Raw genomic sequence first — 21,579 nt, forward strand, 5'->3', positions numbered from 1 at the left:
GTATAGCCGCCTCCTTAAAACTCGTTATAAATGAAGGTTCCTCCATTGATATTCTTGTAATGATAAAGATAAATTAATGCAATGACAATGAAAGAATAAAATAACGTTTTACCGATGAATTTAAGACTTTCGTTATTGAGAATTTTCTGAAAAGTTGTTTTCATTATCATTCACCTCCTAAGGTTAATCGCTATCCATTATTTTATGCTATATTTCAGCAAAGTCCATTGAAATTTCTTACAATTTAATAAAAAAACTAACAATTTCGTCACTTCTTAAATTTTCATGATTTTCATAAACGGAACTCTCATAATTTTTTCGCATAAAGAAACTGTAAAAACCGCTTCACAACGGCTTTTACAGTTTTTTAAAAATGGATGTGTCGAATCATCCGCGCATAAATGGCAGATGTTAAAATATAAAAAATTAGATAAACAATTATTAAGATTCCACAAGAAAGATATACTAACAAATATCCTGGACTCTTAATAAATTGGCTTAGCAAATAAATGGCAAAGGTAGTATGCAAAATCCCAATGACCATCGGCGGAAAGAAAATCAAACTATTCTGTCGATAAATTTGCTTAGTTATCGCTTTACTAGAAACACCCATCCGTTTTAAAGTCACGTAATCTTGACGCTCACTTACAGCTGAAAAGAGTTGTCGTAACATCAAAATACTGCCCGTAATAAACAACGCTAAAATTGCCACAAACATGGAGACATATAAAGTCAAGCCGTTAATTTTTCGTTCATAGCGTAAAGAGGCGTAGCGATCATTCATATTTAGCCGCCAAGTTTCTGTGACATCATCTTGCGTATTCTTTACCTCTTCGTTAGGCATTTGTTTGGCAAAACCACTCAACTGCTGGTTATTTTTTTCATACTTATACAAAATTGGCGCTTGCCATTCTGTGGCAATCTGTTTATTTACGGCTTCATAAAGTTTTTCACGGCTTTTCGTGTCAACATTTACGGCGTTAATCTGATACTGAATGGAATTTTTTGTCACTTTCTGATAAAGGGCATCGGAAACGACAATCGTTGGTAAGGAATATTGCAATAAAAAATTGCCTAGATAGTTAGGCAGCACTTGTTGCAGTTGTGCCTTCTCTCCTTCAACAAATTGCAGTTTCGATTCATAACGAGACATACCACTTAAAATATTGGTAAAGCTATCCATATAGATAACACTTTGGTCATTTTTTAAATGTAAATCGTTTAAATAAGGATTAATTTTTTGATAGTTGCGGTAATTTGAGAAGGATAAAACATTAACTGCTTCAATCGTTTCTTGTTCCTCTTGCGCTTGACCAATTCGCAAACTTCGTTCAATTCCAGTAATTTTATAAGAAAGTGTCACTTCATTTTTTATTTTGGTGTCCTTCGCTTCATCGAGAACTTTCTTCAATTTAGGATAGCTTTCCTGTGAAACTAAAAAGTCCACGGGGCCATCACTGTTGACCGTGTGCATACTAATCGTATACACAAAAACCATCACGCCAATCCCACTCAAGGCTGTCGCAATTAACAAGGTCAAACCAGTGAGTGTTTTGCTACTTTTAAATAAGTAGCGTTTGGCATTGCCTAAAGTAATCATGCGTAAATCTTGGTAATACCATTTTTTTCTATGATTAAATAAGCGAATGATAAAATACATGGTATAACGGAAAAATAAATAAGTTCCCACCACACAGAGACCCAAAATGATAAAAGGCGTCAATGTAATAATCATCGGAATCGAGATATCCAATGAATCATTTAATTGTTTATACACAATACCTGTCGCTAAATTCCGAAAATCAAACGCAATAAAATAACCAGCCAGTAAACAAATAGGTCCTAAAATACCTAGAAACTGCCGCCGTTTCGTTAAACGACTATAATTAATTTGACCAATTTTTTCTTGGTGCATAAGCTGCGACAATGGATAACGATAAATCATCCAAATACTTCTTAAGCAGACAATCAAAATCATAAATGCAAAAGCTACACCGGTTTCAATAACGGAACGCCAAGAAATATAGAAGAAACTGGGGACTTCTAAAAACATAACTTTGGCTAAAATCATTGAAAACAACTTGGTGAAAATCACTCCTAAAATAATCCCATTAATTAGTGAAACAAAGCCTAAAACTAAATTTTCCACTAAAAAAATTAGTGAAACTTGGCTCTTTCTCAAGCCAATTAATCGATACAAGCCAATTTCTTGGCTACGTTTTCCTATAAAAAAACGATTTGCTGCCAACATAAAGCCCAAAATAATAATGGTGACTAAGGTACTACCGAGTCCTAAAGATCGCTTAATTTCGATATCACGGCCTGCACCTGCGACAAGAGGCTGGTTGTAAGCAATCGCACGGAAACAATAATAAACGACCGCTGCAAAAGTCATACTAATGTAATAAACCAGATAATTAGGTACATGAGCTTTTAAATTTTTTAATGATAGTTTAAAAATCATTTGCGCGCCCGCCTCCACCAATCGTTGCTTGCATATCTATCACACGATTAAAAAATTCCTTACGTGATCCTTGACGAACAACTTCTGAGAAAATCGCACCGTCTTTAATGAATAAGATGCGATTGCAAAAACTGGCCGTGTACGGGTCATGTGTCACCATCAAAATTGTGGCATCATCATGTAGATTAATTTCAGCTAAATATTTCAACAATTCTGTTGCTGATTTTGAATCCAGCGAGCCAGTTGGTTCATCTGCAAAAATAATTTTAGGGTTCGTAATCAAAGCACGAGCAGCTGCTACCCGTTGTTTTTGTCCCACAGATATCTCTGGTGGATAAGCAGATAAAAGCTCCTGAATCCCCAAAATCGAAGTCACATGTAACAAACGTTTATCCATTTCTTCTAATGAAACTTTTTCTACAGCTAAAGGCAACAGAATATTGTCCTTCACATTTAACGTATCAATTAGGTTAAACGATTGAAAAATAAACCCCATTTCGTTTCTTCGAAAATCACTTAATTGATTATCTCGCATTTTTAAAATATCTTGTCCGGCGATGCGCACGATTCCTGCGGTTGGCAAAATAATCGAGGATAAGACATTCAACAGTGTCGATTTCCCAGCACCACTGGGACCCATAATCCCCACAAATTCGCCTTCATCAACGGTAAACGAAATATTATCTAATACTTCTGTTTTATTATTTAAACGACCATATGTCTTGCTGACATGGTTTACTTCTACAATTTTTTTCATTTTTCTCGCTCCAACGTTTTGTTATTACTCTTATTTTACCAAGAAAAAATCTGAATGAACATCGTTTTATCTTACAATATCGTTCGGTAGTCAAAGAATAATTGGCATTTCGTGAATAAATCCGCAAACAATTATTATTTAATAATTGTTATTTTTTAGTGTTGCTTTTAGCAATTTGGCAAAAAAATCTTTGCTGTTTTTTAATTTGGACAAAGAATTTTTTTCACGCAAAAAAATTTGCTCAATCCTTTTCTTCATTTGTTTTCATATTTTTTCAAAACAGCGCAAGCACAATATATAGTGTTTGTCTAGTGATATTTTACTAAAAATACGCAATATATCGATTGAATTTAGCCGACCTTTGTATTAGGATAGTTACTAACGAGATATAAGGAGCTGGATAAAATGATGAAGATTACTGATGAAAAAGCCGAGGATGTTAATCTCTCAACAATTAAAGTCGTCAAACGGGATGGTCGTTTAGTGACTTTCGATGATCAAAAAATATACGACGCTTTGATCAAAGCTGAACAAAAAATACATGACCAAGTCACTCCTTTGACACATCAAAAAGTCCAATCGATTGTTGCCGATGTCAATCGAGAAATTGCCGAACGTTTTACCAATAACGTAAAAATTTATGAAATTCAAAATATTGTGGAACATACTCTGCTATCCAACAACGAATATGCCTTAGCCGAAGAATACATTCATTACAGAACTCAACGTGATTTTGAGCGTAGTAAAGCGACTGATATTAATGTATCTATCGGCAAATTAATTAATAAAGATCAGACTGTCGTGAACGAAAATGCCAACAAAGACAGTGACGTTTTTAATACGCAACGTGATCTAACCGCTGGGATTGTTGGAAAATCAATTGGTTTAAAGATGTTGCCTTCACACGTGGCTAATGCCCATCAAAAAGGCGACATTCATTACCACGATTTAGATTATCATCCATATACTCCCATGACAAACTGCTGTTTAATTGATTTTAAAGGCATGCTAAACAATGGCTTTAAAATTGGGAACGCTGATGTCGAATCACCAAAATCAATTCAAACGGCCACTGCACAAATTTCTCAAATTATTGCCAATGTAGCTTCCAGTCAATATGGTGGTTGCTCTGCCGATCGAATTGATGAATTATTAGCGCCTTTTGCGGAACGTAATTATGAAAAACATTTAGCAGATGCGCAAGAATGGATTGAAGGAGAAGAACGCCAAAAAGCATTCGCTCGGAAGAAAACGAAAAAAGATATTTTTGATGCCATGCAAAGTCTTGAGTATGAAATTAATACCTTATTTACTTCCAATGGACAAACCCCTTTTACTTCTCTGGGATTTGGTTTAGGTACCAACTGGTTTGAGCGAGAAATTCAACGGGCGATTTTACAAATCCGAATTAATGGTTTAGGGATTGAAAAACGAACAGCTATTTTCCCAAAACTGATTTTCACAATTAAACGCGGCGTCAATGCGCAACCTACTGATCCAAATTACGATATTAAACAACTGGCACTGGAATGCGCAACGAAACGCATGTATCCTGATGTTTTAAACTATGATAAAATCGTTGAACTAACAGGTAGTTTTAAGGTACCAATGGGCTGTCGTTCCTTTTTACAAGGCTGGAAAGACGAACAAGGTGAAGAAGTAAATGTTGGCCGAATGAATTTAGGCGTTGTGACCTTGAACTTACCAAGAATCGCTTTAGAAGCGCAAGGAAGCCAAGAAAAGTTCTGGCAAATTTTAAATGAACGTTTGGCGATCGTTAAAGATGCTTTGGTTTATCGGGTTGAACGTGTTAAAGAAGCTAAACCAGCGAATGCACCGATTTTATACATGTATGGTGCATTTGGAAAACGTTTAGCTACACAGGATGCCGTAGATGAACTGTTTAAAAACAAACGTGCCACGGTTTCGCTTGGCTATATTGGCTTGTATGAAGTGGCTTCTGCCTTTTACGGCGGTGCTTGGGAGGACAATCAAGAGGCCAAAAACTTTACACTGGATATTTTAAAAGAACTGAAAAAAAATGCCGACAACTGGGGCAACGAATACGGCTATCATTTTAGTGTCTACTCTACACCGAGCGAAAGCTTGACTGACCGTTTTTGCCGTTTAGATACTGAAAAATTTGGCATCGTCGAAAATATTACAGATAAAGAATATTACACAAATAGTTTCCATTATGATGTACGCAAAAATCCAACGCCTTTTGAAAAACTTGATTTTGAAAAGGATTATCCAAAATATTGTTCTGGTGGTTTTATCCACTACTGTGAATACCCCATGTTACAGCAAAATCCCAAAGCACTTGAAGCTGTCTGGGATTACGCTTATGACAAAGTTGGCTATTTAGGAACCAATACGCCAATTGATCATTGTTATGCCTGTGGTTTTGAAGGGGACTTCCATCCAACTGAACGTGGCTTTGAATGTCCAGAATGTGGCAATCATGATCCTAAGACTTGTGATGTCGTTAAACGGACTTGTGGTTATTTAGGTAACCCGCAAGCTCGCCCAATGGTACATGGTCGTCACAAAGAAATTTCCTCTCGTGTGAAACATTTAAAAAATTAAACTCGATTATTCTATAGAAAGAAGTTTTGCTGATGCGTAATCCGAAACCACAAGAATGGAAAACCGAAGACTACAGCCAAAAAAAGATTGCCGATTACAAAGCGTTCAACTTTGTTGATGGCGAAGGTGTACGCAATAGTTTATATGTGAGCGGCTGTCTCTTTGCTTGTGAAGGTTGTTTTAACAAAGCTGTCCAAAATTTCAATTACGGTACGCCGTTTACAGAATCTTTAATGAATCAAATTATTGAAGATTTGTCCCATGACTATGTCCAAGGTTTGACTCTTTTGGGTGGTGAACCTTTTCTGAATACAGATGTTTGTCTTAGTGTAGTCAAACGTGTGCGGGAAACATTTGGCTCAGCCAAAGATATCTGGTCTTGGTCTGGGTATACCTTTGAAGAACTACTTTTAGAAACGCCTGATAAGCTTGAACTACTCCATTCAATTGACATTTTAGTTGATGGGCGCTTTGAACTGGCAAAACGTAATTTAAATTTACAATTTCGTGGCAGTAGTAATCAACGGATTATTGATGTACCCAAATCACTTGCTGCTGGCAAAGCTGTTATTTGGGAAAAATGTCATGACGCCGAAACGTCTTATGAACAAATCAAAAAATCAATTTAAAAAAGTTAGCCCTTTAGCCATCTCTTGAGGATGTGTCTAAAGGGCTAACTTTTTTCCCATAAAGGTAAAACAATGTTTTCATACGCTAGTGGATCTAAATTCGTTAAAGTAATGCCTAATAAACGGATTCCTTGTTCTAAACCTAAAATATCTTCCCAAATTAAATTCGCTTGATAGAAAAGTTCTTCTTTTTTAGAAATATATTCAGGTAATGTCACACGTTTCGTAATCGTCGTATAGTCAGTATAACGAACTTTCAGGACTACTGTTTTGCCATGCTTTTGCACTCGTTGCAATGCACGCTCAACCCCTGCTGCTAATTGTCTCAATTGAGCCGTAACCTGCTCTTCCGTCGTTAAAGGGGTGCCGTAAGTATGTTCCTTGCCTACCGACTTACGATCTCTAGTCACTTGAACTGGCGCATCATGGATACCGCGGACTTTACGATACAATGAATAACCCATTTTACCGAATAACCGAATCAACGTCATCTCATCTTGCTTGTATAAATCTGCTCCAGTAAAAATCCCTAGTTCATGCATTTTAGGCACTGTTTTTTTCCCGATTCCGTGGAAATCTTCAATCGGTAATGCTTTCAAAAAATCTTCGGCCTCTTCTGGTAAGACAACCGTCAGGCCCTTTGGTTTCTGAAAATCTGATGCTAACTTGGCTAAAAACTTATTGTAACTAACACCTGCCGAGCAAGTTAACTGCAATTCATGCCAAATATCATATTGGATCATTTTCGCAATTTTAATAGCCGACTTACTGTTGACCTTATTTTCAGTTACATCTAAATACGCTTCGTCAATAGATACCGGTTCAATCACATCTGTATAGCGGCGAAAAATTTCACGGATTTCTTGAGAAATTTCACTATATTTCTGATAATTACCTGGCTTAAAAATGGCACTTGGACATAGTTCATACGCCTTTTGAGCACTCATAGCCGAGTGAATACCGTACTGTCGAGCAATATAATTCGCTGTGGTCACCACTCCTTTGCCCCCAGTATCACTTGGATGGCGCGCAATAACTAACGGATGTCCTACTAACTCTGGATGATCTCGTTCTTCAACTGAAGCAAAAAACGCGTCCATATCTATATGTATAATTTTTCTCGACGTATCTTTTTTTAAGGGAAAACGTAATTCGCTCATCATTTTGATTCGCCTCCTCCCTCCATTATATACGAACGTCCGTTCTTTTTCAAATTGAAACTTCTTTATTTCAACCAGAAAAAGCTGAAAATCCGTGAAGTTATAAACACAGATTTCCAGCTTTTTAATTAAACGACCAATTGTTTTTGTTGATTATAGTAGCCTTTATAGGCAAGATAAGTTGCAATCACTGAACCAATACTTGTTGCTGATAGCAACATAAAAGTCACCATAATCTGATATTTTATCGCATGGACAGGATCAACGCCCGCAAAAATTAAGCCTGACATCATCCCAGGTAAACTAACAATTCCGACAGTTTTGGCAGAATCAATCGTCGGCGCCATCCCGGTTTTCACACTTTGTTGGATGATTGGTAAAGAGGCGAGTTTGATAGTTGCACCTAATGCTAGTTTCTCCATTACCGCTTGCCGTTGGTTTTGAAAAAGAGTATCTAAATTGCGATAGCATAAACCAATTGCCACCATCGAATTGCTGGCAATCATCCCACTGATAGGAATGATTTGAGAAGGAATAAATTTAATAGAACCAGAAAAAATCAAAATACCAATGGTAATTCCTGTACTACAACCAATTGCAATGAAAGAAATCAAAAAGCCCTTTTGTAATTGCTGGCTGCGTTTTTTTGCATTAAAGGCTGCGTTGGAAACAATCACCAAAACCATGATGAGCGTTAAAATCAGGTTATTGACTTGAAAAACATATTTTAATAAATAGCCGACTGCGACTAATTGAATGACTGCTCGAATCACACTAATAATAATATCTTTGGTAAAACCTAATTTTTCTTTAGTACTAATAATTAATGCGACCACCACTAGCATGGCTGAAAAAAATAAGGATAAATTATTAACTGCTAAATCCATCTGTCGGCGCCACCTTTCCTGCTACAATACGAATCACTTGCTGTGCTTGCTGAATTTCTTCGGTATCATGCGTGACACGAACCAGCGTGACTCCTTGCTCTTTGTTTAATTGGTTTAACAATTGATTGACAATCTGTTTGCTTTCTTCATCTAATCCCGTTGTAACTTCGTCTAATAATAAAACATCTGGTACAAAAATAATGTTTCGTAGCAAAGCAACCCGTTGTCGCTCACCACCAGAGAGTTCGGCTATTTTCTTTTCAAGATAAGCAGCGGGCAATTTCACTTGTTGGAGTAATGCCACGACTTTTTCCTGATTAAACGCTTCTTGTCTGACGGTAAATGGAAATAACAAATTATCATACACGGTTTCACCAAATAAAGTTGGCTGCTGAAAACAATAAGAAACCTTTTGGCGGTATGTTTCGATTGGCATTGTAGTAATTGGCGCTTCTTGATAAAAAATTTCGCCTTCTGTAGGACTTAATAATGAAGATAAAATTTTTAAAAATGTACTTTTCCCGCTACCTGAAGGACCAACAATTGTTGTATTGCTGCCTGTTTCAAATGACAAATCAATATCAGAAAGAATGCTACGACCATTTACTTGATAAGACACGCCTTCTGCTCGCAATAAATTACTCATGTTTCTCTCCTTTTTTAAATGGAATGATATTCTTTATATACTTCTTGTTTTTTTACATTTCTCAATTTAGCCACTTCTTTGATTGCCTCTTTTGAACTCCGTCCCTCTTCCTCCATTAAAACTTGCACATGTTCCTTGAGGGAAATAGCTGGCATTGCTGCTATTGTCTCTTTCTCACCAGTAAACCCGCTAACTAATAAACAACACTCGCCTTTTAGCGTATTTTCTGCTAAATATTCTGTTAGTTCTCCTAAGGTACCACGCAAATACTCTTCATGAAGTTTCGTTAATTCCCGACAAATCACAGCGGGGCGTTCTTGACCATAGACTTCAGCAAACGTTGCTACCGTTTTAGCAATCCGATAGGGGGACTCATAAAAAATCTGTGTCGGCCGTTCTTCTTTTAATGCTGATAACACGTCTTTCTGTTCTTTTTTCTTTCTTGGTAAAAAACCATAAAACGTAAATGGCTGTGGTAAAAGACCCGAGGCAATCAAAGCGGTCATTCCTGCCGTAGGTCCTGGCAAGGCAATCACTGCCAGTTCTTCTTCAAGACATGCTGTAACCAATTCATGGCCAGGATCACTAATTGAAGGCATACCTGCATCGCTAACTTGGGCAATCGTTTCACCATTCAGCAATCGTGTAATCAGTTGAGGAATTCGCTCTTTGTAATTATGTTCGTGTAAACTAATTTGTGGTGTTGTAATCTCAAAATGATTTAGCAATTTTTGTGTGTTTCTTGTGTCCTCACTAGCAATCACCGTTGCTTCTTTCAATATGTTTAAACAACGAATACTCATATCTTCTAAATTGCCGATCGGTGTTGGGACAAGATACAATTTTCCTTTTGTTGTTTGCTTATCAAAACTTTTCTGTTTTTGCATAGCGCATCCCTCATTTTCCTTTTTCGTTCTATAAATAGATAAAGGTTTGATTTGACAATCGATTGACTGTCAAACCAAACCTTTCCTTTTTATTTGCAGTGTCCACTAGACTTAACGCGTACGTTCCCCATAAATAACATCAAGACAAAAGGCACATTCTTCATCATTTTCACGTCTTGAACCATATAAAATATTGCAGACATGGAAGCCCTCTTCATAAAGTTTTTCCAAATTCATACGTGATTTTGATAGCTCTTGTTTTTCAGTTTCAGTTGTATTTCCTGCTAACTTATTCAGTTCTTGGAGATGCTCTCGTAAGCGTTGGTTTTCGATTTCCAACGTGGTATTTTTTTCTACCAACTCATGGAGTGCTGCTTTAATTTCTCTTAATTGTGTCACTGAACTGTCTAAATCAGTTTCCAACGAATTTAATCCATCATAGAGCGAACGTTTATCCATTTTGATCACCTTTTTCAGCAGCAACTTTCGCAGTAGCTTCTTTGATTTCTTCGTAATCATAATCCGCTGCGATTTCACGACCATGCAGACGAACTTTGACAATCCGACTTAATAGATTCAACCCGACGACTTTGCCTTTGCCATCTGGTGTTATTACTTCTTTTCCATAATCTGGTAATTCTTTTTTAGCGGCTTCATATTCGTCGTTTTCGTATTTCAAACAACACATTAAGCGGCCACATAATCCCGAAATTTTGACAGGATTTAAAGATAACCCTTGATCTTTAGCCATTTTGATTGAAACTGGCATAAAATCTCCTAGAAATGTTGAGCAACATAGTTGTCTGCCACAAGGGCCAATGCCACCTAATATTTTCGCTTCATCTCGGACACCAATTTGACGTAACTCAATTCGCGTCCGGAAAATAGCCGCTAAGTCTTTGACTAATTCACGAAAATCAATTCGCCCATCTGCCGTAAAGTAAAAAATCATTTTGCTACGATCGAAGGTATATTCTACTCGCACTAATTTCATTTTTAAGTCATGAGCTCGAATTTTTTCATTGGCAATGCTTTTGGCAGCTTCTGCATCAGCCAAATTTTTTTGTTCTTTTTCTAAATCATTGGCTGTTGCTTTATTTAAAATGGGTTTTAGGTCCTCTGGTAAATCGTCTGAATCGACTGTTTTTTTAGGAATAGCAACAGTAGCTAATTGTTTTGACTGTTGAGATTCAACGAGTACTTTCTCATTATAAATATACTCAGATTTTCCAGGAGCAAAATAATAGATATGACCGGCTTCACGGAAGCGAACTCCTACTACTTCTACCATTTTATTCCTCCTAATCTAGTTCAAGTGAACGTCGCTTCAATCGGTTAAGGAACTTGCTGAAACAACTAAGTTCCTACTATATTATGAAACTGAATGCCACTTGGCACTTTTTTCCTTTATGATTTAGGGTGAATCATTTGGATAACTAATTGTTCACAAACATTTTGCCAACTAACATTGGCAGTCCATTTTTGGCGTGCTTTCAAAATTAGCGCCAACCGTTCCGCCTGCTCTTCCGTTACTTTTTTGGCTTGCTGTGTCGCAACACTTTCTTCCAATAATTGACGGTAATAAACCATGAGCAAGTCAAAGCTAAGCGCTTGTTGTTCTTTTTCCTTAAATACTTTGACCATTTTCTTCTGAACGTAGATAAATGCCTGTAAATCATTACTTTTTAGATAATTAAACCATTGCAAAATGATTTCCCTAGCTTCATTAAACCATTCATCTTGAGAGATTTCAACTGCTTTCTCAAAACTATTTGTCAGCTCAGCTAAAAGGGTTGCAGTCTTTTCACCAATCCCCTGTTTGATTAAGCGATCAATTAATGTTTTTTTGACTAATGGTTGAAAATGTAAGGTTTGGCATCGTGATTGAATCGTTGGTAAAATTCGAGAAAGCGAAGTGGTTTCTAAAATAGCTAAAATTTGTCCTTCTGGTTCTTCTAAAAGTTTTAAGAGACTATTGGCTGCGCCGGTACTCATTTTATCTGCTTCTTGAATTAAGAAAACTTTTTTAGCAGTCTCGACCCCACTTTTAGAAAACTCCGCTTTTAATTCACGGATTTGGTTCACTTTGATGGTTTGCCCATCTGGCGCAATTCTTAAAACATCTGGATGTTCATTTTCATTAATCCGCACACAATTATGGCATTCGTTACAAGGCTGTTGATTTACTAAATTCGTACAAAAGACATGTTTCGCCATCCATAAGCCAAATTCTTGTTTTCCAGTTCCTGTATCTCCTTCAAAAAGATAAGCATGGGCAAGACGACCATGCTCAAAACTTTTTTGGAGTTGCTTGTACAGCAAAGGTTGCATTTGCTGTAGCTGTTGCGCTTCATTCATCTTAATATTGATGGAATCCTTCAACTGGTAAGACGAAGCAAGTAGCGCCGCCTACTTCAACTTCCACAGGATAAGGAATTTGGCCATCCATTGTGATATCTAAAGTCACAGGTGTTGAAACATATTGTTTTCTTGATTGACATGTTTCTTTAATTAAAGCTAATGTTTCGTCGACACGTTCATCATCAATCCCAATAATAAATGTGCTGTTTCCCGCTTTTAAGAATCCACCTGTTGAGGATAATTTTGTAGCACGAATATTGGCATCAATAAATTCGTTGGCTAATCGGTTACTATCTTTGTCTTGTACAATGGCTAAAATAATCTTCATGGTCTACACCTTCCTATAATTAAAAGTTTTCTGGATAACGTTCAATAATCGCCTGATACGTTGCTTCTACGACAAGTTCTAAACTCATCCGTGCATCAATCTTTTTGATACGTTGTGGATTTTCTTCTGCTAATTTCAAATATTCATGACGAACACGTTGATGAAATTCTAATCCTTCTGAATCTAAGCGATCAATTTGCTGTGTTCGATTTTCTTGAATCCGCCGTAAGCCAGTATCTGAGTCAACGTCTAAATAAATTGTAAAATCTGGTGAGACACCTTCTGTCGCAAACGCATTAATTGAAGCAATGGGGGCAATCCCAATTCTACGCCCAGCGCCTTGGTAGGCTAATGAGCTGTCAACAAAACGATCACATAGGACTAAATGACCCGCTTCCAAAGCTGGCAAGATTTTTTCCACTAAATGTTGACGACGAGCAGCTGCGTAAAGTAAAGCTTCTGTTCGCTCATCCATTCTGTCATTTCTTGGATCTAAAATAACTGTTCGAATCTTTTCGGCAATCGGTATGCCGCCTGGTTCTCTTGTGGTGACAATTTTTCGTTTTGACTCTTTAGCTAATCTTTCAGAAACTTCCTTCAAAACACTGGTTTTGCCAGCGCCATCTGGACCTTCAAATGTGATAAAAATACCCTGCACGTGCGAAAACTCCAATCAATTTTTACTTGTATCTATTATACTTCATCTTGCTCTATCAGTCTAATTGAAATCCTTATGTCCTATTTAAAGTGATACATCCGCTGAAAAAAAGAAACTGAAAAAGAAGTACGGAAAAGCTTGAACTGCGACATTTTCTCACAGAAACGACCTACTTCGATTTCAACCTCTTTTTCCAACGATGTTTCTTTTAAATTTCTCGACGCCCTTCGACTGCTTTTAGCAAGGTTATTTCGTCTGCATATTCAATATCGCTGCCGACAGACAAGCCGTGTGCCAAACGAGTAACGGTGATTCCAGCTGGTTTAATGAGCCGTGATAAATACATCGCCGTCGCTTCTCCTTCAGTGGTAGCATTGGTTGCTATAATGACCTCTTTCACTTCATCATCGTGCAATCGTTTGATCAAAGAGGCAATATTAATATCTTCTGGTCCTGTTCCTTCCATCGGTGAAAGCACCCCGTGGAGCACGTGATACAAGCCCTGATATTCACGCATTTTTTCCATTGCCATAACGTCTTTTGGCTCTTCCACTACTAAAATAATACTACGATCACGATTTTTATCTTGGCAAATTTCACAAGGATCTTCTTCAGTAATATTTCCGCAAATACTACAGAAATGGAGATCTCTCTTGACACTAATTAGCGCTTTTGCAAAAGCATTAGCATCTTCTTCTTTCATATCAATTGTATAAAAAGCAAGCCGTGTCGCTGTTTTTTGACCAATTCCTGGTAATTTCATATAACTTTCAATCAATTTTGCAATCGGTTCTGGATAATTCATGAGGCTTCTACAGTCCTTTCTTAGCAAGGCGTTTCTGTTATTACTGAGCGAGTTACAACAGATTTTGCGTCACTGAATATCTTATCACGCCCTGTCAAAAAAGCAACTGACAATTACTGCTTTCTAATACAAAAACAAGTCGTTAGTTACGAGCACTAAACGACTTGTTTTTGTATTAACCAATCCAGGTTTCGTGTGTATAGGCCATTTCCCAAAAAGCGTATTCCATCTCACTGCTGATAACAAAAGCGGTGATCATAGCTGCTTGTTCTTGTGGTGAACTTTCTTCATATAATTGGTCTAACAGTTGGCGTTCCTCTTGGACGTGTTGGTACGCTTCCTCCCCAGCATAGGTTTCAATCCAACGTTGGTACAGTGGCTCTGGTGAGTGTTGTTTGACTAACTGTGCACCAATTTCTTGATAGAGCCAAGAACAAGGCAACATACTTGCTGCGGCCGTCTTAGGCGTTCCTTCAATAAGTTGGCGATACATATGAGAAACATAGTGATACGCGGTTGGTGCAATCGGTGTCGCTGCAACCTCTTCTTCCGTAATCGCTAGTTCTTCAAAAAAAGTTTCACGAATAGCTAATTCGCCCAACGCGAGATTTTCCGCATTTGTTAAGAGTAATTTTTTCAATCGAGGTTGTTGCGTTTGTGCCGCAATCAAGCGATAAAGTTGACTAAAGTGTTTTAAATAGTAATGATCTTGAATTAAATAGTAGCGAAAAATCGTTGGACTCAAGGTTCCTTCATGTAACTCTGTGATAAAAGGATGCTGAAAACTTCCTTGCCAAGAAGCTTGCGCTTGTTCTTTGGCTTGTTCTGTAAATGTCATAGGTTTCTCCTTTACGTTAGAAAAATAAACAAATTTGTAAAAATGATGATCAAAATAGCAAGCCCAAGACTGACTTTTGCTGACACAAAATGCTCTTTTCGACTTCTGGTGGCTCCTTCTTCATAGCCATGGGCGGACATTGCTTCCGTATATTTATCTCGCCAAGAAACAGCAACGAGCAGTGTTTTAACATAAAGCATCGGCGACCAAAAATGAAACGTTTTGCCACGGAGTAGGCTCGCTTCTTTTAAATCATTAATTTCTCTTTTCACTTCAGAGAATGTATCAATGAGACACTGCTAGAAACCTATAATTGATTTCTACTTTTTGAGTACGTTCTTTACCGATTCCCTCTGCTTGATACACGTAAATTGAATCAATCAGCTCACACAGCATAGAACGGTTTAACTCTGTAACATCTTTGTATTTACTAATAGTTTCAAGGAATCTATCCGTACCCTGTACTTTCTCCTCTTCGGATTTTATTTTTGACTTTAATTCTCTATAGCTTTGCACTACCTCTGCTTGTTCAGTTTCATAGTTCATAGACATTTTAGAGAATCTTTCATCAGTTATTTTCCCTAAAGCATTTTGCTCTATAAGTTTGGTAAAAATACTGTCTATTTCATCAATCCGTTTCTCTAAGGAAACTAATTCTTGGTTGAATTGATGAATCTTCTGACTTCCGCTCGTTTCACTTAGCTCTCGCATTTCTTTGATAAAATGGTCTCCTAGTTCTTCCATACTATTTACATGATTTTTAATATCATTTTGAACAATTTCATATAAAGCTTTGTATGAAATTGCGTGAGTAGTGCAAAGTTCGGTATTTCTTGCGTATGTTCTGCAACGGAATCTTGGTTCATTTCCGTTTGGATTGGAATACGCTAAATTTCTTCCACAATCTGGACACTTAACCAATCCCACAAAGATATTGGGTTTCCCTGTTTTGTTAGGCTGTTTCTTTACACTAATAAATTTTTGTACTATCTCAAAAGTTTCCTTATCGATAATAGCTTCATGAGTATTCTCAACCACTATCCAATCTTCTTTTGGCACAGGAACGATTTTCTTGTTCTTGAATGATTTGGTTTGTGATTTATGAGATACCATGTGTCCTAGATAAACTTGATTTTCCAAAATCATCTTAACATTCTTTCCAACCCAATCAGTAGGAAACGTAAATCCTTTGCTTTGCTCCAAAATCCCTTTTTTCTTTGCTCGATAGGCTCTAGGAACTAAAATTCCATCTTTACAAAGTATCCTTGCGATTTGATGTGTACTTGTACCTTGTTGTGATAATTCAAAAATCCGCTTCACAATCGGCGCTGTTTCAGGGTCAACAATCAATTTCTTTTTGTTCTCTGGGTCAACTAAATAACCATAAGGAGCAAATGCACCTGTAAAACCGCCAGTCAAAGCTGTTGTTCGTATTGAACTACGGATTTTCTTTGATATATCACGAGCATAATATTCGTTCAAGACAGATTTGAAGGGCATAATTTCGTTATCATCTTGTGCAGTATCAACCATATCATTGATAGCGATAAAGCGAACATCTAAATCTGGAAAAACTTCTTCCACATAGTACATGAATAGTGCATTGTTCCGTCCTAGACGTGACATATCCTTGACCAGAACTACATTAACTTTTCCTGCTTCAATATCTTCAAACATTCGATTCAATGCAGGTCTGTTAAAAGTTGTTCCGCTGAATCCATCATCAATGTACTCATCATATACATAAAACTTGTTTTCTTTCGCATATCGCTTCAACATTTCTCTTTGATTAGCAATGCTATTACTTTCTTTGTCCAACCCATCATCTCGTGAAAGGCGAGAGTATAATGCAACTTTTTCTTTATTATTTGCTTGCTGTTTTAACAATGTAAGCTCCTTTCCACAGCAAACAAACAACTCATATCCATTCCATTATACCACGCCCTCATAGGGGTTTCAGCTATTTATTTGACTGTTTTAGTGTCATTTAACGACCTGTCCTACCTCATTTTTTATCAATCTCTTTATAAGATGTTGAAGTGTTACAGCTCCTATAAATTTTGAAATCACATAAAATTTTGTATTATCAATACACATAGTTTTATTTTGACTATTCTCTTGCATAGCTTCACCTCACTTTGTTGCAAAGATAATCACGGTTATACTGCTTCTACATAAAACAGAAACAGCATGGAGTTTTACAAGCAATCGAACAGCTTTAGCAAAGCTCACGGGAATTTCACCCTTGCACGGTTCTCGTCCAACTGTACTCATTGCCTGCGACGCTTTGAACGCTCGGACTGTGACTGTACAGGAGTATCATTATCACGATAGGAATGTCTTCGCTGGCAATCCTGCTAAAGATTGCTTCTTGGATCATTGACTGAATCGCTCGCTATCTTTAGGGGATAGGTCATGGCGGTCAGCTCCGCTGGCTCTTTTCTTATCGAAATGTATTCGACTGCTATTATTCAGTTTTCAAGGAACAAAGAAATAGGGCAGTGTCACTCAATTTCAAATGACAGGATTTTTGTAATCAGTCTGGTTTCCATTCGTCCACGTAAAACTTCATCAACGACCATACTTTGATTGCCATACTCATCTTTCATCAGTCTAAGAGAGCGTTTTGTAATGTACCCTCTGTAATGATGAAGAATCTGGTTAATCGCTTCTGTATCGCCATCACAAGCCCTTACAATCATTGGAAACGGAATTCTGGAATATTCTTTTCTCATTCTTCATTTTCCTCCTCCATAAACTTCTTGATTAAGTCTAGTCCACTGGTTCTATGTCGATAGACAGTAGAGCGGTTCAATTTCAGTAAATCCGCTATTTCTGAATCACTCATGTCCATAAAATAGAACAGCAGTAGGATTTCACGCTTCTTGTCTGGCAATTCTTTTAGTGCTTCACTCAATAAATCATTTTCGATACCAACAGAAATATCATTGAGCGTAAAAATTTGAAAATCAGATGAATAGCTGTCTGTCGTTGCAAACTGATTGACGAGATAATCGCCAATATCCGAAAAGGACACTTCACGCTTTGCCAGCCTTGAAAGATAAAGGAAATAATTCTTCCGCTCGTCGTCCATAGCTCGCATACAGATAAAATCAAACTGATGTTCAATTCTCTCTTGAAAAGAAGATGGTTTCATGTTTCTCACCCCCTTTCTTTGGAAAGGAAGTGAGCTTTGCTCTTTTATCTCCTTTCACTCTTACTCCCAATGTGAAAGGGCGATTTGTTGCATTAAGAATTGAAAAAACATTAAAAAATATCCAGAGATACAAAAAAAGCACATAGACAGATTGATTTCTCTGTTTATATGCTTTAATTATTCTTGTTATATGATGTATAAAACCACATCGATAGACGTATTTGTCTATTGCTGGTGGATAACTTTTTTTGATAACAACCTAGGAATCAGACTATATGTAATATATCTCATGGCGACGTTTATCTCCATTAAACCGCCATTTGAAAGTGAGATTTATATTTTTACAGCACGAATAGCATTTCCAAACAACGGTTTTTTTATTGAAGTTGAGTAGTGCTTTTAAGAATGTAATTTAATAGGAACTGAAAAACTATTTAACACGTTTTTCTATACCTGTTTCAAATTCAACAGGAACAGTAAAATGTATAGAGGTGGTCTATTATGCGTAAGAAAGAAGATAAATTCGATTTTAGAGCCTTTGGTTTAGCAATCAAAGAAGCTCGAATGAAGCGAGGTTTAACTCGTGAACAAGTGGGAGCATTGATTGAGATTGACCCACGTTACCTAACTAATATTGAAAATAAAGGGCAACACCCAAGCATACAAGTCCTCTATGACCTTGTATCATTACTTGATGTGTCCGTTGATGAGTTTTTCTTACCTCATAATGATCTGACGAAAAGTACCCGAAGATTACAGGTAGAAAAACTACTGGATAACTTCACAGATAAAGAACTATCGTTGATTGAAGCCTTAGCTAGTGGTATCAATGAATCAAGAAACATCAAAAACTAATCATAATAACAATACATAAAACAGAAAGAGCCGATAAAATGAGAATGCTAATCTCAGATTATCGGCTCTGCGTCTTTGCGTCTGGCTCTGTAATCACAGTTAACTTGAACTGCTTTATATCAACTAAATTTTCCTGTCTACATTTAGGACAATAGAGAGGAAAGTTCTTCAATTCAGTATCTTCCCTTATTTTCAAACGTGTTTTATTTCCACAGATGGGACACAGTACCCACTCACAGTTTATAATAATTATCTTCTCCTTTACATTTAATTCAAATCTGTATTAAAGAATATTTCATCTCGTTTCGTTTAACAAGAAGCCACATTTATATAACAATATAAAATGTGCTAAGTTATTTTATTGAACATATATCGTACTTTATCTATCCGACTATTTGGACGACGGGGCTGACAAACAGATTCACCAGTAGTAACATAGTACCCTTTTAACTCTGTTAAACAAACGCTACGTCCATTTGTAAAGAAAGTTAAATCATTACGATATTCTTGAATACACCGAGCAGGAATTTCTCCACTAAGAATGACCTCATTATTTTTCAGTTGAGTGTCTACGATGTTCGCACAATATTTAGGAGCATCGTTATATGCTCGTGAAAGATATTCTTGTGGTGCATAAATTTTAAAACTAAGATATGGCTCTAACAATTCTGTTCCAGCTTTTTTTAAAACTTGTTCCAATACAATAGGAGCAAGCATCCGAAAATCTGCTGGGGTACTAACAGGGCTATAGTATAAGCCATACTTAAAACAGATTTTACAGTCCGTCACATTCCAACCATACAATCCTTGTTCACAGCCATATCGTATCCCTTCCATAACTGCATTTTGAAACGATTGATTTAAGTATCCAAGAGAAACCGAGCTCTCATACTGTAGCACCGCTCCCTAATGGAAGCGGTGCTACAGAAAGACCAATGGAAGCCCAGAAGGGATTCGGTGGCACTTCGATGTGAATGGTATACTCTGCTTTTTTTAACGGTCTTTCCATATAAATGACTGTAGGCTTTTTTATTTTTACCTCCACATGATACTTTTCTTGCAATAGAGCACAAGTCACTTCCATTTGTACTTTCCCTAAGAAAGAAAGTATGATTTCATGTGTCGTAGAATCCACATAATATTGTAGAAGCGGGTCACTGTCGGAGATTTCTAAAAGTGCATCAAGTAACATTTCCCTTTGTTGAGGTTTGCTCGGTTCAACAGTTGTTTGCAGCAGAGGGAGCGGATTTTCAATTCTCTCTCTCTGTGGCAATAGCTTTGTATCTCCAAGAACACTATTTAGCTTCAAAAACTCATTTTGCAAAATAACAATTTCCCCGGAATAAGCCTTATCAATTTTACATAATTCACCATTTATTGAAGTATACATTTCTGTAATTTTTATTTTTTCCTTTTCCGATATTCTAACCGAATCCCGCAAATGCAGGATTCCGCCATAAAGGCGTACATATGCAAGACGTTGTCTTTCTTCCGAATATTCAATTTTGAAGACATTTCCGCAAAGTTCAGACTTCTTTCTGTATGTTGATGAATAAAATTTATTCGTTATCACTTCTATAAGCTGCTCAATCCCTATGTTGCTTTTTGCGCTTCCATGATAAACAGGGTACAAGGAGCAATTCTGAAATCTTCTGATTTCCTCTTGTTCGAGTTCTAATATCTCCAATGATTTCCCAAGTGTATATTTCTCCAAAAGATAATCATTTCCTTCTATTACCACATCCCATTGCTCAGGTTCCGTACAGCTCATCACACACACATTAGGGTGCAGCTCTACTTTCTGTTTGATTATAATTTCCATAGAAAGTTTCTCTTTAATATCTTGATAAACCGTTGATAAATCAATCCCATTTTGGTCAATCTTATTGATAAAAAAGATTGTGGGAATACCCATTTTATTTAGTGCATGAAATAATATCCGAGTTTGTGCTTGTACTCCATCTCTCGCAGAAATTAGTAGGATTGCCCCATCTAAAACTGATAACGAGCGATATACTTCTGCTAAAAAATCCATATGTCCTGGAGTATCTATGATATTTACCTTAATATCTTTCCACTGAAAAGAGGTTACTGCTGTCTGAATTGTAATTCCTCGCTGACGTTCTAAAAATGTAGTATCCGTTCTTGTTGTGCCTGTATCCACGCTTCCTGACTCCGCAATCGCTCCACTAGTATATAGTAAGCTTTCTGTCAAAGTAGTTTTTCCTGCGTCAACATGAGCTAAAACACCTATATTAATAATTTTCATGTGATTTTCCTCCATTCAAAAGCCAAAAAGGCATAAAAAATCCCAGTGACAGATACTCTTATCACTGGGTACAAAAAACTAACCCCTCCTAACCCCTCCTAAAAAGGGACATCTAATTATTTGTTCCCACTATCAAATTGACAGTTTATTTAAGAATACCTTGCCGCATATTTATTAACTCCTTTTATATACTTATATTAACATTAGCACATAAGAGTATATTTGTAAAGATATATCCGATTTTTTGTCAAAGGAGAACGTGGTTACAAAATAGCTATAACCATGTACT

The 21,579-nt window shown here is 36.9% G+C and carries 21 protein-coding genes and 2 pseudogenes; 3 read left to right on the top strand and 20 right to left on the bottom strand.

What is annotated here, in order from left to right; genetic code table 11:
• Positions 1-14: 14 nt before the first annotated feature.
• From IGJ63_RS10730 to IGJ63_RS10740, 3 genes are all read right to left on the bottom strand, one after another.
• Entirely contained in the window at positions 15-164 is a 150-nt protein-coding gene (locus IGJ63_RS10730) for a teichoic acid D-Ala incorporation-associated protein DltX (RefSeq protein WP_002356384.1), read from the bottom strand.
• A 203-nt stretch (positions 165-367) separates the two neighbouring features.
• Complete coding sequence (locus tag IGJ63_RS10735; protein WP_002384061.1) at positions 368-2,464, bottom strand: ABC transporter permease; 2,097 nt, start codon at positions 2,462-2,464, stop codon at positions 368-370.
• Entirely contained in the window at positions 2,454-3,221 is a 768-nt protein-coding gene (locus IGJ63_RS10740; RefSeq protein ID WP_002356382.1) for an ABC transporter ATP-binding protein, read from the bottom strand. The genes IGJ63_RS10735 and IGJ63_RS10740 overlap by 11 nt, the downstream gene beginning before the upstream one ends.
• Positions 3,222-3,626: 405 nt before the next feature.
• Between IGJ63_RS10740 and nrdD the strand changes: the two genes are divergently transcribed.
• The gene (gene nrdD / locus IGJ63_RS10745; RefSeq protein ID WP_002385686.1) at positions 3,627-5,810 is read left to right on the top strand and encodes an anaerobic ribonucleoside-triphosphate reductase; all 2,184 of its coding nucleotides are present in this window, start codon (positions 3,627-3,629) and stop codon (positions 5,808-5,810) included.
• A 32-nt stretch (positions 5,811-5,842) separates the two neighbouring features.
• Positions 5,843-6,439: an anaerobic ribonucleoside-triphosphate reductase activating protein gene (gene nrdG, locus IGJ63_RS10750; protein ID WP_002356379.1), complete on the top strand. Its 597-nt coding sequence runs from the start codon at positions 5,843-5,845 to the stop codon at positions 6,437-6,439.
• A gap of 44 nt (positions 6,440-6,483) precedes the next feature.
• On the opposite strand, the gene dinB is transcribed toward nrdG, so the two are convergent.
• The 15 genes and pseudogenes from dinB to IGJ63_RS10825 all read right to left on the bottom strand — a co-directional run bounded on the left by dinB (position 6,484) and on the right by IGJ63_RS10825 (position 18,166).
• On the bottom strand, positions 6,484-7,599 hold the full coding sequence (gene dinB, locus IGJ63_RS10755; RefSeq protein ID WP_023894966.1) for a DNA polymerase IV: 1,116 nt from the start codon (positions 7,597-7,599) through the stop codon (positions 6,484-6,486).
• Between the two features lie 128 nt (positions 7,600-7,727).
• Positions 7,728-8,486, bottom strand: a complete 759-nt coding sequence (locus IGJ63_RS10760; protein ID WP_002356377.1) for an ABC transporter permease — start codon at positions 8,484-8,486, stop codon at positions 7,728-7,730.
• On the bottom strand, positions 8,470-9,132 hold the full coding sequence (locus tag IGJ63_RS10765; RefSeq protein WP_002356375.1) for an ABC transporter ATP-binding protein: 663 nt from the start codon (positions 9,130-9,132) through the stop codon (positions 8,470-8,472). The genes IGJ63_RS10760 and IGJ63_RS10765 overlap by 17 nt, the downstream gene beginning before the upstream one ends.
• A gap of 14 nt (positions 9,133-9,146) precedes the next feature.
• The gene (gene rsmI, locus IGJ63_RS10770; RefSeq protein WP_002359438.1) at positions 9,147-10,019 is read right to left on the bottom strand and encodes a 16S rRNA (cytidine(1402)-2'-O)-methyltransferase; all 873 of its coding nucleotides are present in this window, start codon (positions 10,017-10,019) and stop codon (positions 9,147-9,149) included.
• Between the two features lie 111 nt (positions 10,020-10,130).
• Complete coding sequence (locus tag IGJ63_RS10775) at positions 10,131-10,478, bottom strand: DNA replication initiation control protein YabA (RefSeq protein WP_002356372.1); 348 nt, start codon at positions 10,476-10,478, stop codon at positions 10,131-10,133.
• Positions 10,471-11,310 carry a PSP1 domain-containing protein gene (locus tag IGJ63_RS10780; RefSeq protein WP_002356371.1) on the bottom strand — a complete coding sequence of 280 codons (840 nt, stop codon included), beginning with the start codon at positions 11,308-11,310 and terminating at the stop codon, positions 10,471-10,473. Before IGJ63_RS10780 ends, IGJ63_RS10775 begins: the two co-directional genes overlap by 8 nt.
• 116 nt (positions 11,311-11,426) lie before the next feature.
• Positions 11,427-12,377: a DNA polymerase III subunit delta' gene (holB, locus tag IGJ63_RS10785; protein ID WP_438746464.1), complete on the bottom strand. Its 951-nt coding sequence runs from the start codon at positions 12,375-12,377 to the stop codon at positions 11,427-11,429.
• A 1-nt stretch (position 12,378) separates the two neighbouring features.
• Positions 12,379-12,708 (bottom strand): cyclic-di-AMP receptor, encoded by a 330-nt coding sequence (locus IGJ63_RS10790; RefSeq protein WP_002356367.1) that lies wholly within the window; start codon positions 12,706-12,708, stop codon positions 12,379-12,381.
• Between the two features lie 19 nt (positions 12,709-12,727).
• Complete coding sequence (gene tmk / locus IGJ63_RS10795; protein WP_002356366.1) at positions 12,728-13,366, bottom strand: dTMP kinase; 639 nt, start codon at positions 13,364-13,366, stop codon at positions 12,728-12,730.
• Positions 13,367-13,574: 208 nt separating this feature from the next.
• A complete protein-coding gene (gene recR, locus IGJ63_RS10800; protein ID WP_002356363.1) occupies positions 13,575-14,171 on the bottom strand; it encodes a recombination mediator RecR in 597 nt (198 codons plus the stop codon).
• Positions 14,172-14,346: 175 nt separating this feature from the next.
• On the bottom strand, positions 14,347-15,009 hold the full coding sequence (tenA, locus tag IGJ63_RS10805; protein ID WP_002362330.1) for a thiaminase II: 663 nt from the start codon (positions 15,007-15,009) through the stop codon (positions 14,347-14,349).
• Positions 15,010-15,020: 11 nt separating this feature from the next.
• Positions 15,021-15,287: pseudogene (locus IGJ63_RS10810) on the bottom strand (cobalt ABC transporter permease); the annotation flags it as partial.
• 7 nt (positions 15,288-15,294) lie between these two features.
• On the bottom strand, positions 15,295-16,896 hold the full coding sequence (gene tndX, locus IGJ63_RS10815) for a site-specific resolvase TndX (protein ID WP_002324544.1): 1,602 nt from the start codon (positions 16,894-16,896) through the stop codon (positions 15,295-15,297).
• A gap of 617 nt (positions 16,897-17,513) precedes the next feature.
• Complete coding sequence (locus IGJ63_RS10820; protein WP_002334012.1) at positions 17,514-17,744, bottom strand: helix-turn-helix domain-containing protein; 231 nt, start codon at positions 17,742-17,744, stop codon at positions 17,514-17,516.
• On the bottom strand, positions 17,741-18,166 hold the full coding sequence (locus tag IGJ63_RS10825) for an RNA polymerase sigma factor (RefSeq protein ID WP_002324547.1): 426 nt from the start codon (positions 18,164-18,166) through the stop codon (positions 17,741-17,743). Before IGJ63_RS10825 ends, IGJ63_RS10820 begins: the two co-directional genes overlap by 4 nt.
• A gap of 501 nt (positions 18,167-18,667) precedes the next feature.
• Between IGJ63_RS10825 and IGJ63_RS10830 the strand changes: the two genes are divergently transcribed.
• Complete coding sequence (locus IGJ63_RS10830; RefSeq protein ID WP_002324548.1) at positions 18,668-19,021, top strand: helix-turn-helix domain-containing protein; 354 nt, start codon at positions 18,668-18,670, stop codon at positions 19,019-19,021.
• 58 nt (positions 19,022-19,079) lie between these two features.
• Here the strand turns inward: IGJ63_RS10830 and IGJ63_RS10835 are convergent, their stop codons facing one another.
• Both IGJ63_RS10835 and tet(M) read right to left on the bottom strand, forming a co-directional pair.
• Complete coding sequence (locus IGJ63_RS10835) at positions 19,080-19,268, bottom strand: cysteine-rich KTR domain-containing protein (protein ID WP_425268173.1); 189 nt, start codon at positions 19,266-19,268, stop codon at positions 19,080-19,082.
• A 101-nt stretch (positions 19,269-19,369) separates the two neighbouring features.
• Positions 19,370-21,290 (bottom strand): annotated as a pseudogene (gene tet(M), locus IGJ63_RS10840) (tetracycline resistance ribosomal protection protein Tet(M)).
• Between the last annotated feature and the right edge of the window lie 289 nt (positions 21,291-21,579).

It is taken from the genome of Enterococcus sp. DIV1375a (genome assembly GCF_051712205.1).
Lineage (GTDB): Bacteria > Bacillota > Bacilli > Lactobacillales > Enterococcaceae > Enterococcus > Enterococcus faecalis.

Bases quoted from the DNA above. Each gene is read 5' to 3' on its own strand.
- IGJ63_RS10730 (WP_002356384.1), bottom strand. From the start codon at position 164: ATGAAAACAACTTTTCAGAAAATTCTCAATAACGAAAGTCTTAAATTC.
- IGJ63_RS10735 (WP_002384061.1), bottom strand. From the start codon at position 2,464: ATGATTTTTAAACTATCATTAAAAAATTTAAAAGCTCATGTACCTAAT.
- IGJ63_RS10740 (WP_002356382.1), bottom strand. From the start codon at position 3,221: ATGAAAAAAATTGTAGAAGTAAACCATGTCAGCAAGACATATGGTCGT.
- nrdD (WP_002385686.1), top strand. From the start codon at position 3,627: ATGATGAAGATTACTGATGAAAAAGCCGAGGATGTTAATCTCTCAACA.
- nrdG (WP_002356379.1), top strand. From the start codon at position 5,843: ATGCGTAATCCGAAACCACAAGAATGGAAAACCGAAGACTACAGCCAA.
- dinB (WP_023894966.1), bottom strand. From the start codon at position 7,599: ATGAGCGAATTACGTTTTCCCTTAAAAAAAGATACGTCGAGAAAAATT.
- IGJ63_RS10760 (WP_002356377.1), bottom strand. From the start codon at position 8,486: ATGGATTTAGCAGTTAATAATTTATCCTTATTTTTTTCAGCCATGCTA.
- IGJ63_RS10765 (WP_002356375.1), bottom strand. From the start codon at position 9,132: ATGAGTAATTTATTGCGAGCAGAAGGCGTGTCTTATCAAGTAAATGGT.
- rsmI (WP_002359438.1), bottom strand. From the start codon at position 10,019: ATGCAAAAACAGAAAAGTTTTGATAAGCAAACAACAAAAGGAAAATTG.
- IGJ63_RS10775 (WP_002356372.1), bottom strand. From the start codon at position 10,478: ATGGATAAACGTTCGCTCTATGATGGATTAAATTCGTTGGAAACTGAT.
- IGJ63_RS10780 (WP_002356371.1), bottom strand. From the start codon at position 11,310: ATGGTAGAAGTAGTAGGAGTTCGCTTCCGTGAAGCCGGTCATATCTAT.
- holB (WP_438746464.1), bottom strand. From the start codon at position 12,377: ATGAATGAAGCGCAACAGCTACAGCAAATGCAACCTTTGCTGTACAAG.
- IGJ63_RS10790 (WP_002356367.1), bottom strand. From the start codon at position 12,708: ATGAAGATTATTTTAGCCATTGTACAAGACAAAGATAGTAACCGATTA.
- recR (WP_002356363.1), bottom strand. From the start codon at position 14,171: ATGAATTATCCAGAACCGATTGCAAAATTGATTGAAAGTTATATGAAA.
- tenA (WP_002362330.1), bottom strand. From the start codon at position 15,009: ATGACATTTACAGAACAAGCCAAAGAACAAGCGCAAGCTTCTTGGCAA.
- IGJ63_RS10820 (WP_002334012.1), bottom strand. From the start codon at position 17,744: ATGAGAAAAGAATATTCCAGAATTCCGTTTCCAATGATTGTAAGGGCT.
- IGJ63_RS10825 (WP_002324547.1), bottom strand. From the start codon at position 18,166: ATGAAACCATCTTCTTTTCAAGAGAGAATTGAACATCAGTTTGATTTT.
- IGJ63_RS10830 (WP_002324548.1), top strand. From the start codon at position 18,668: ATGCGTAAGAAAGAAGATAAATTCGATTTTAGAGCCTTTGGTTTAGCA.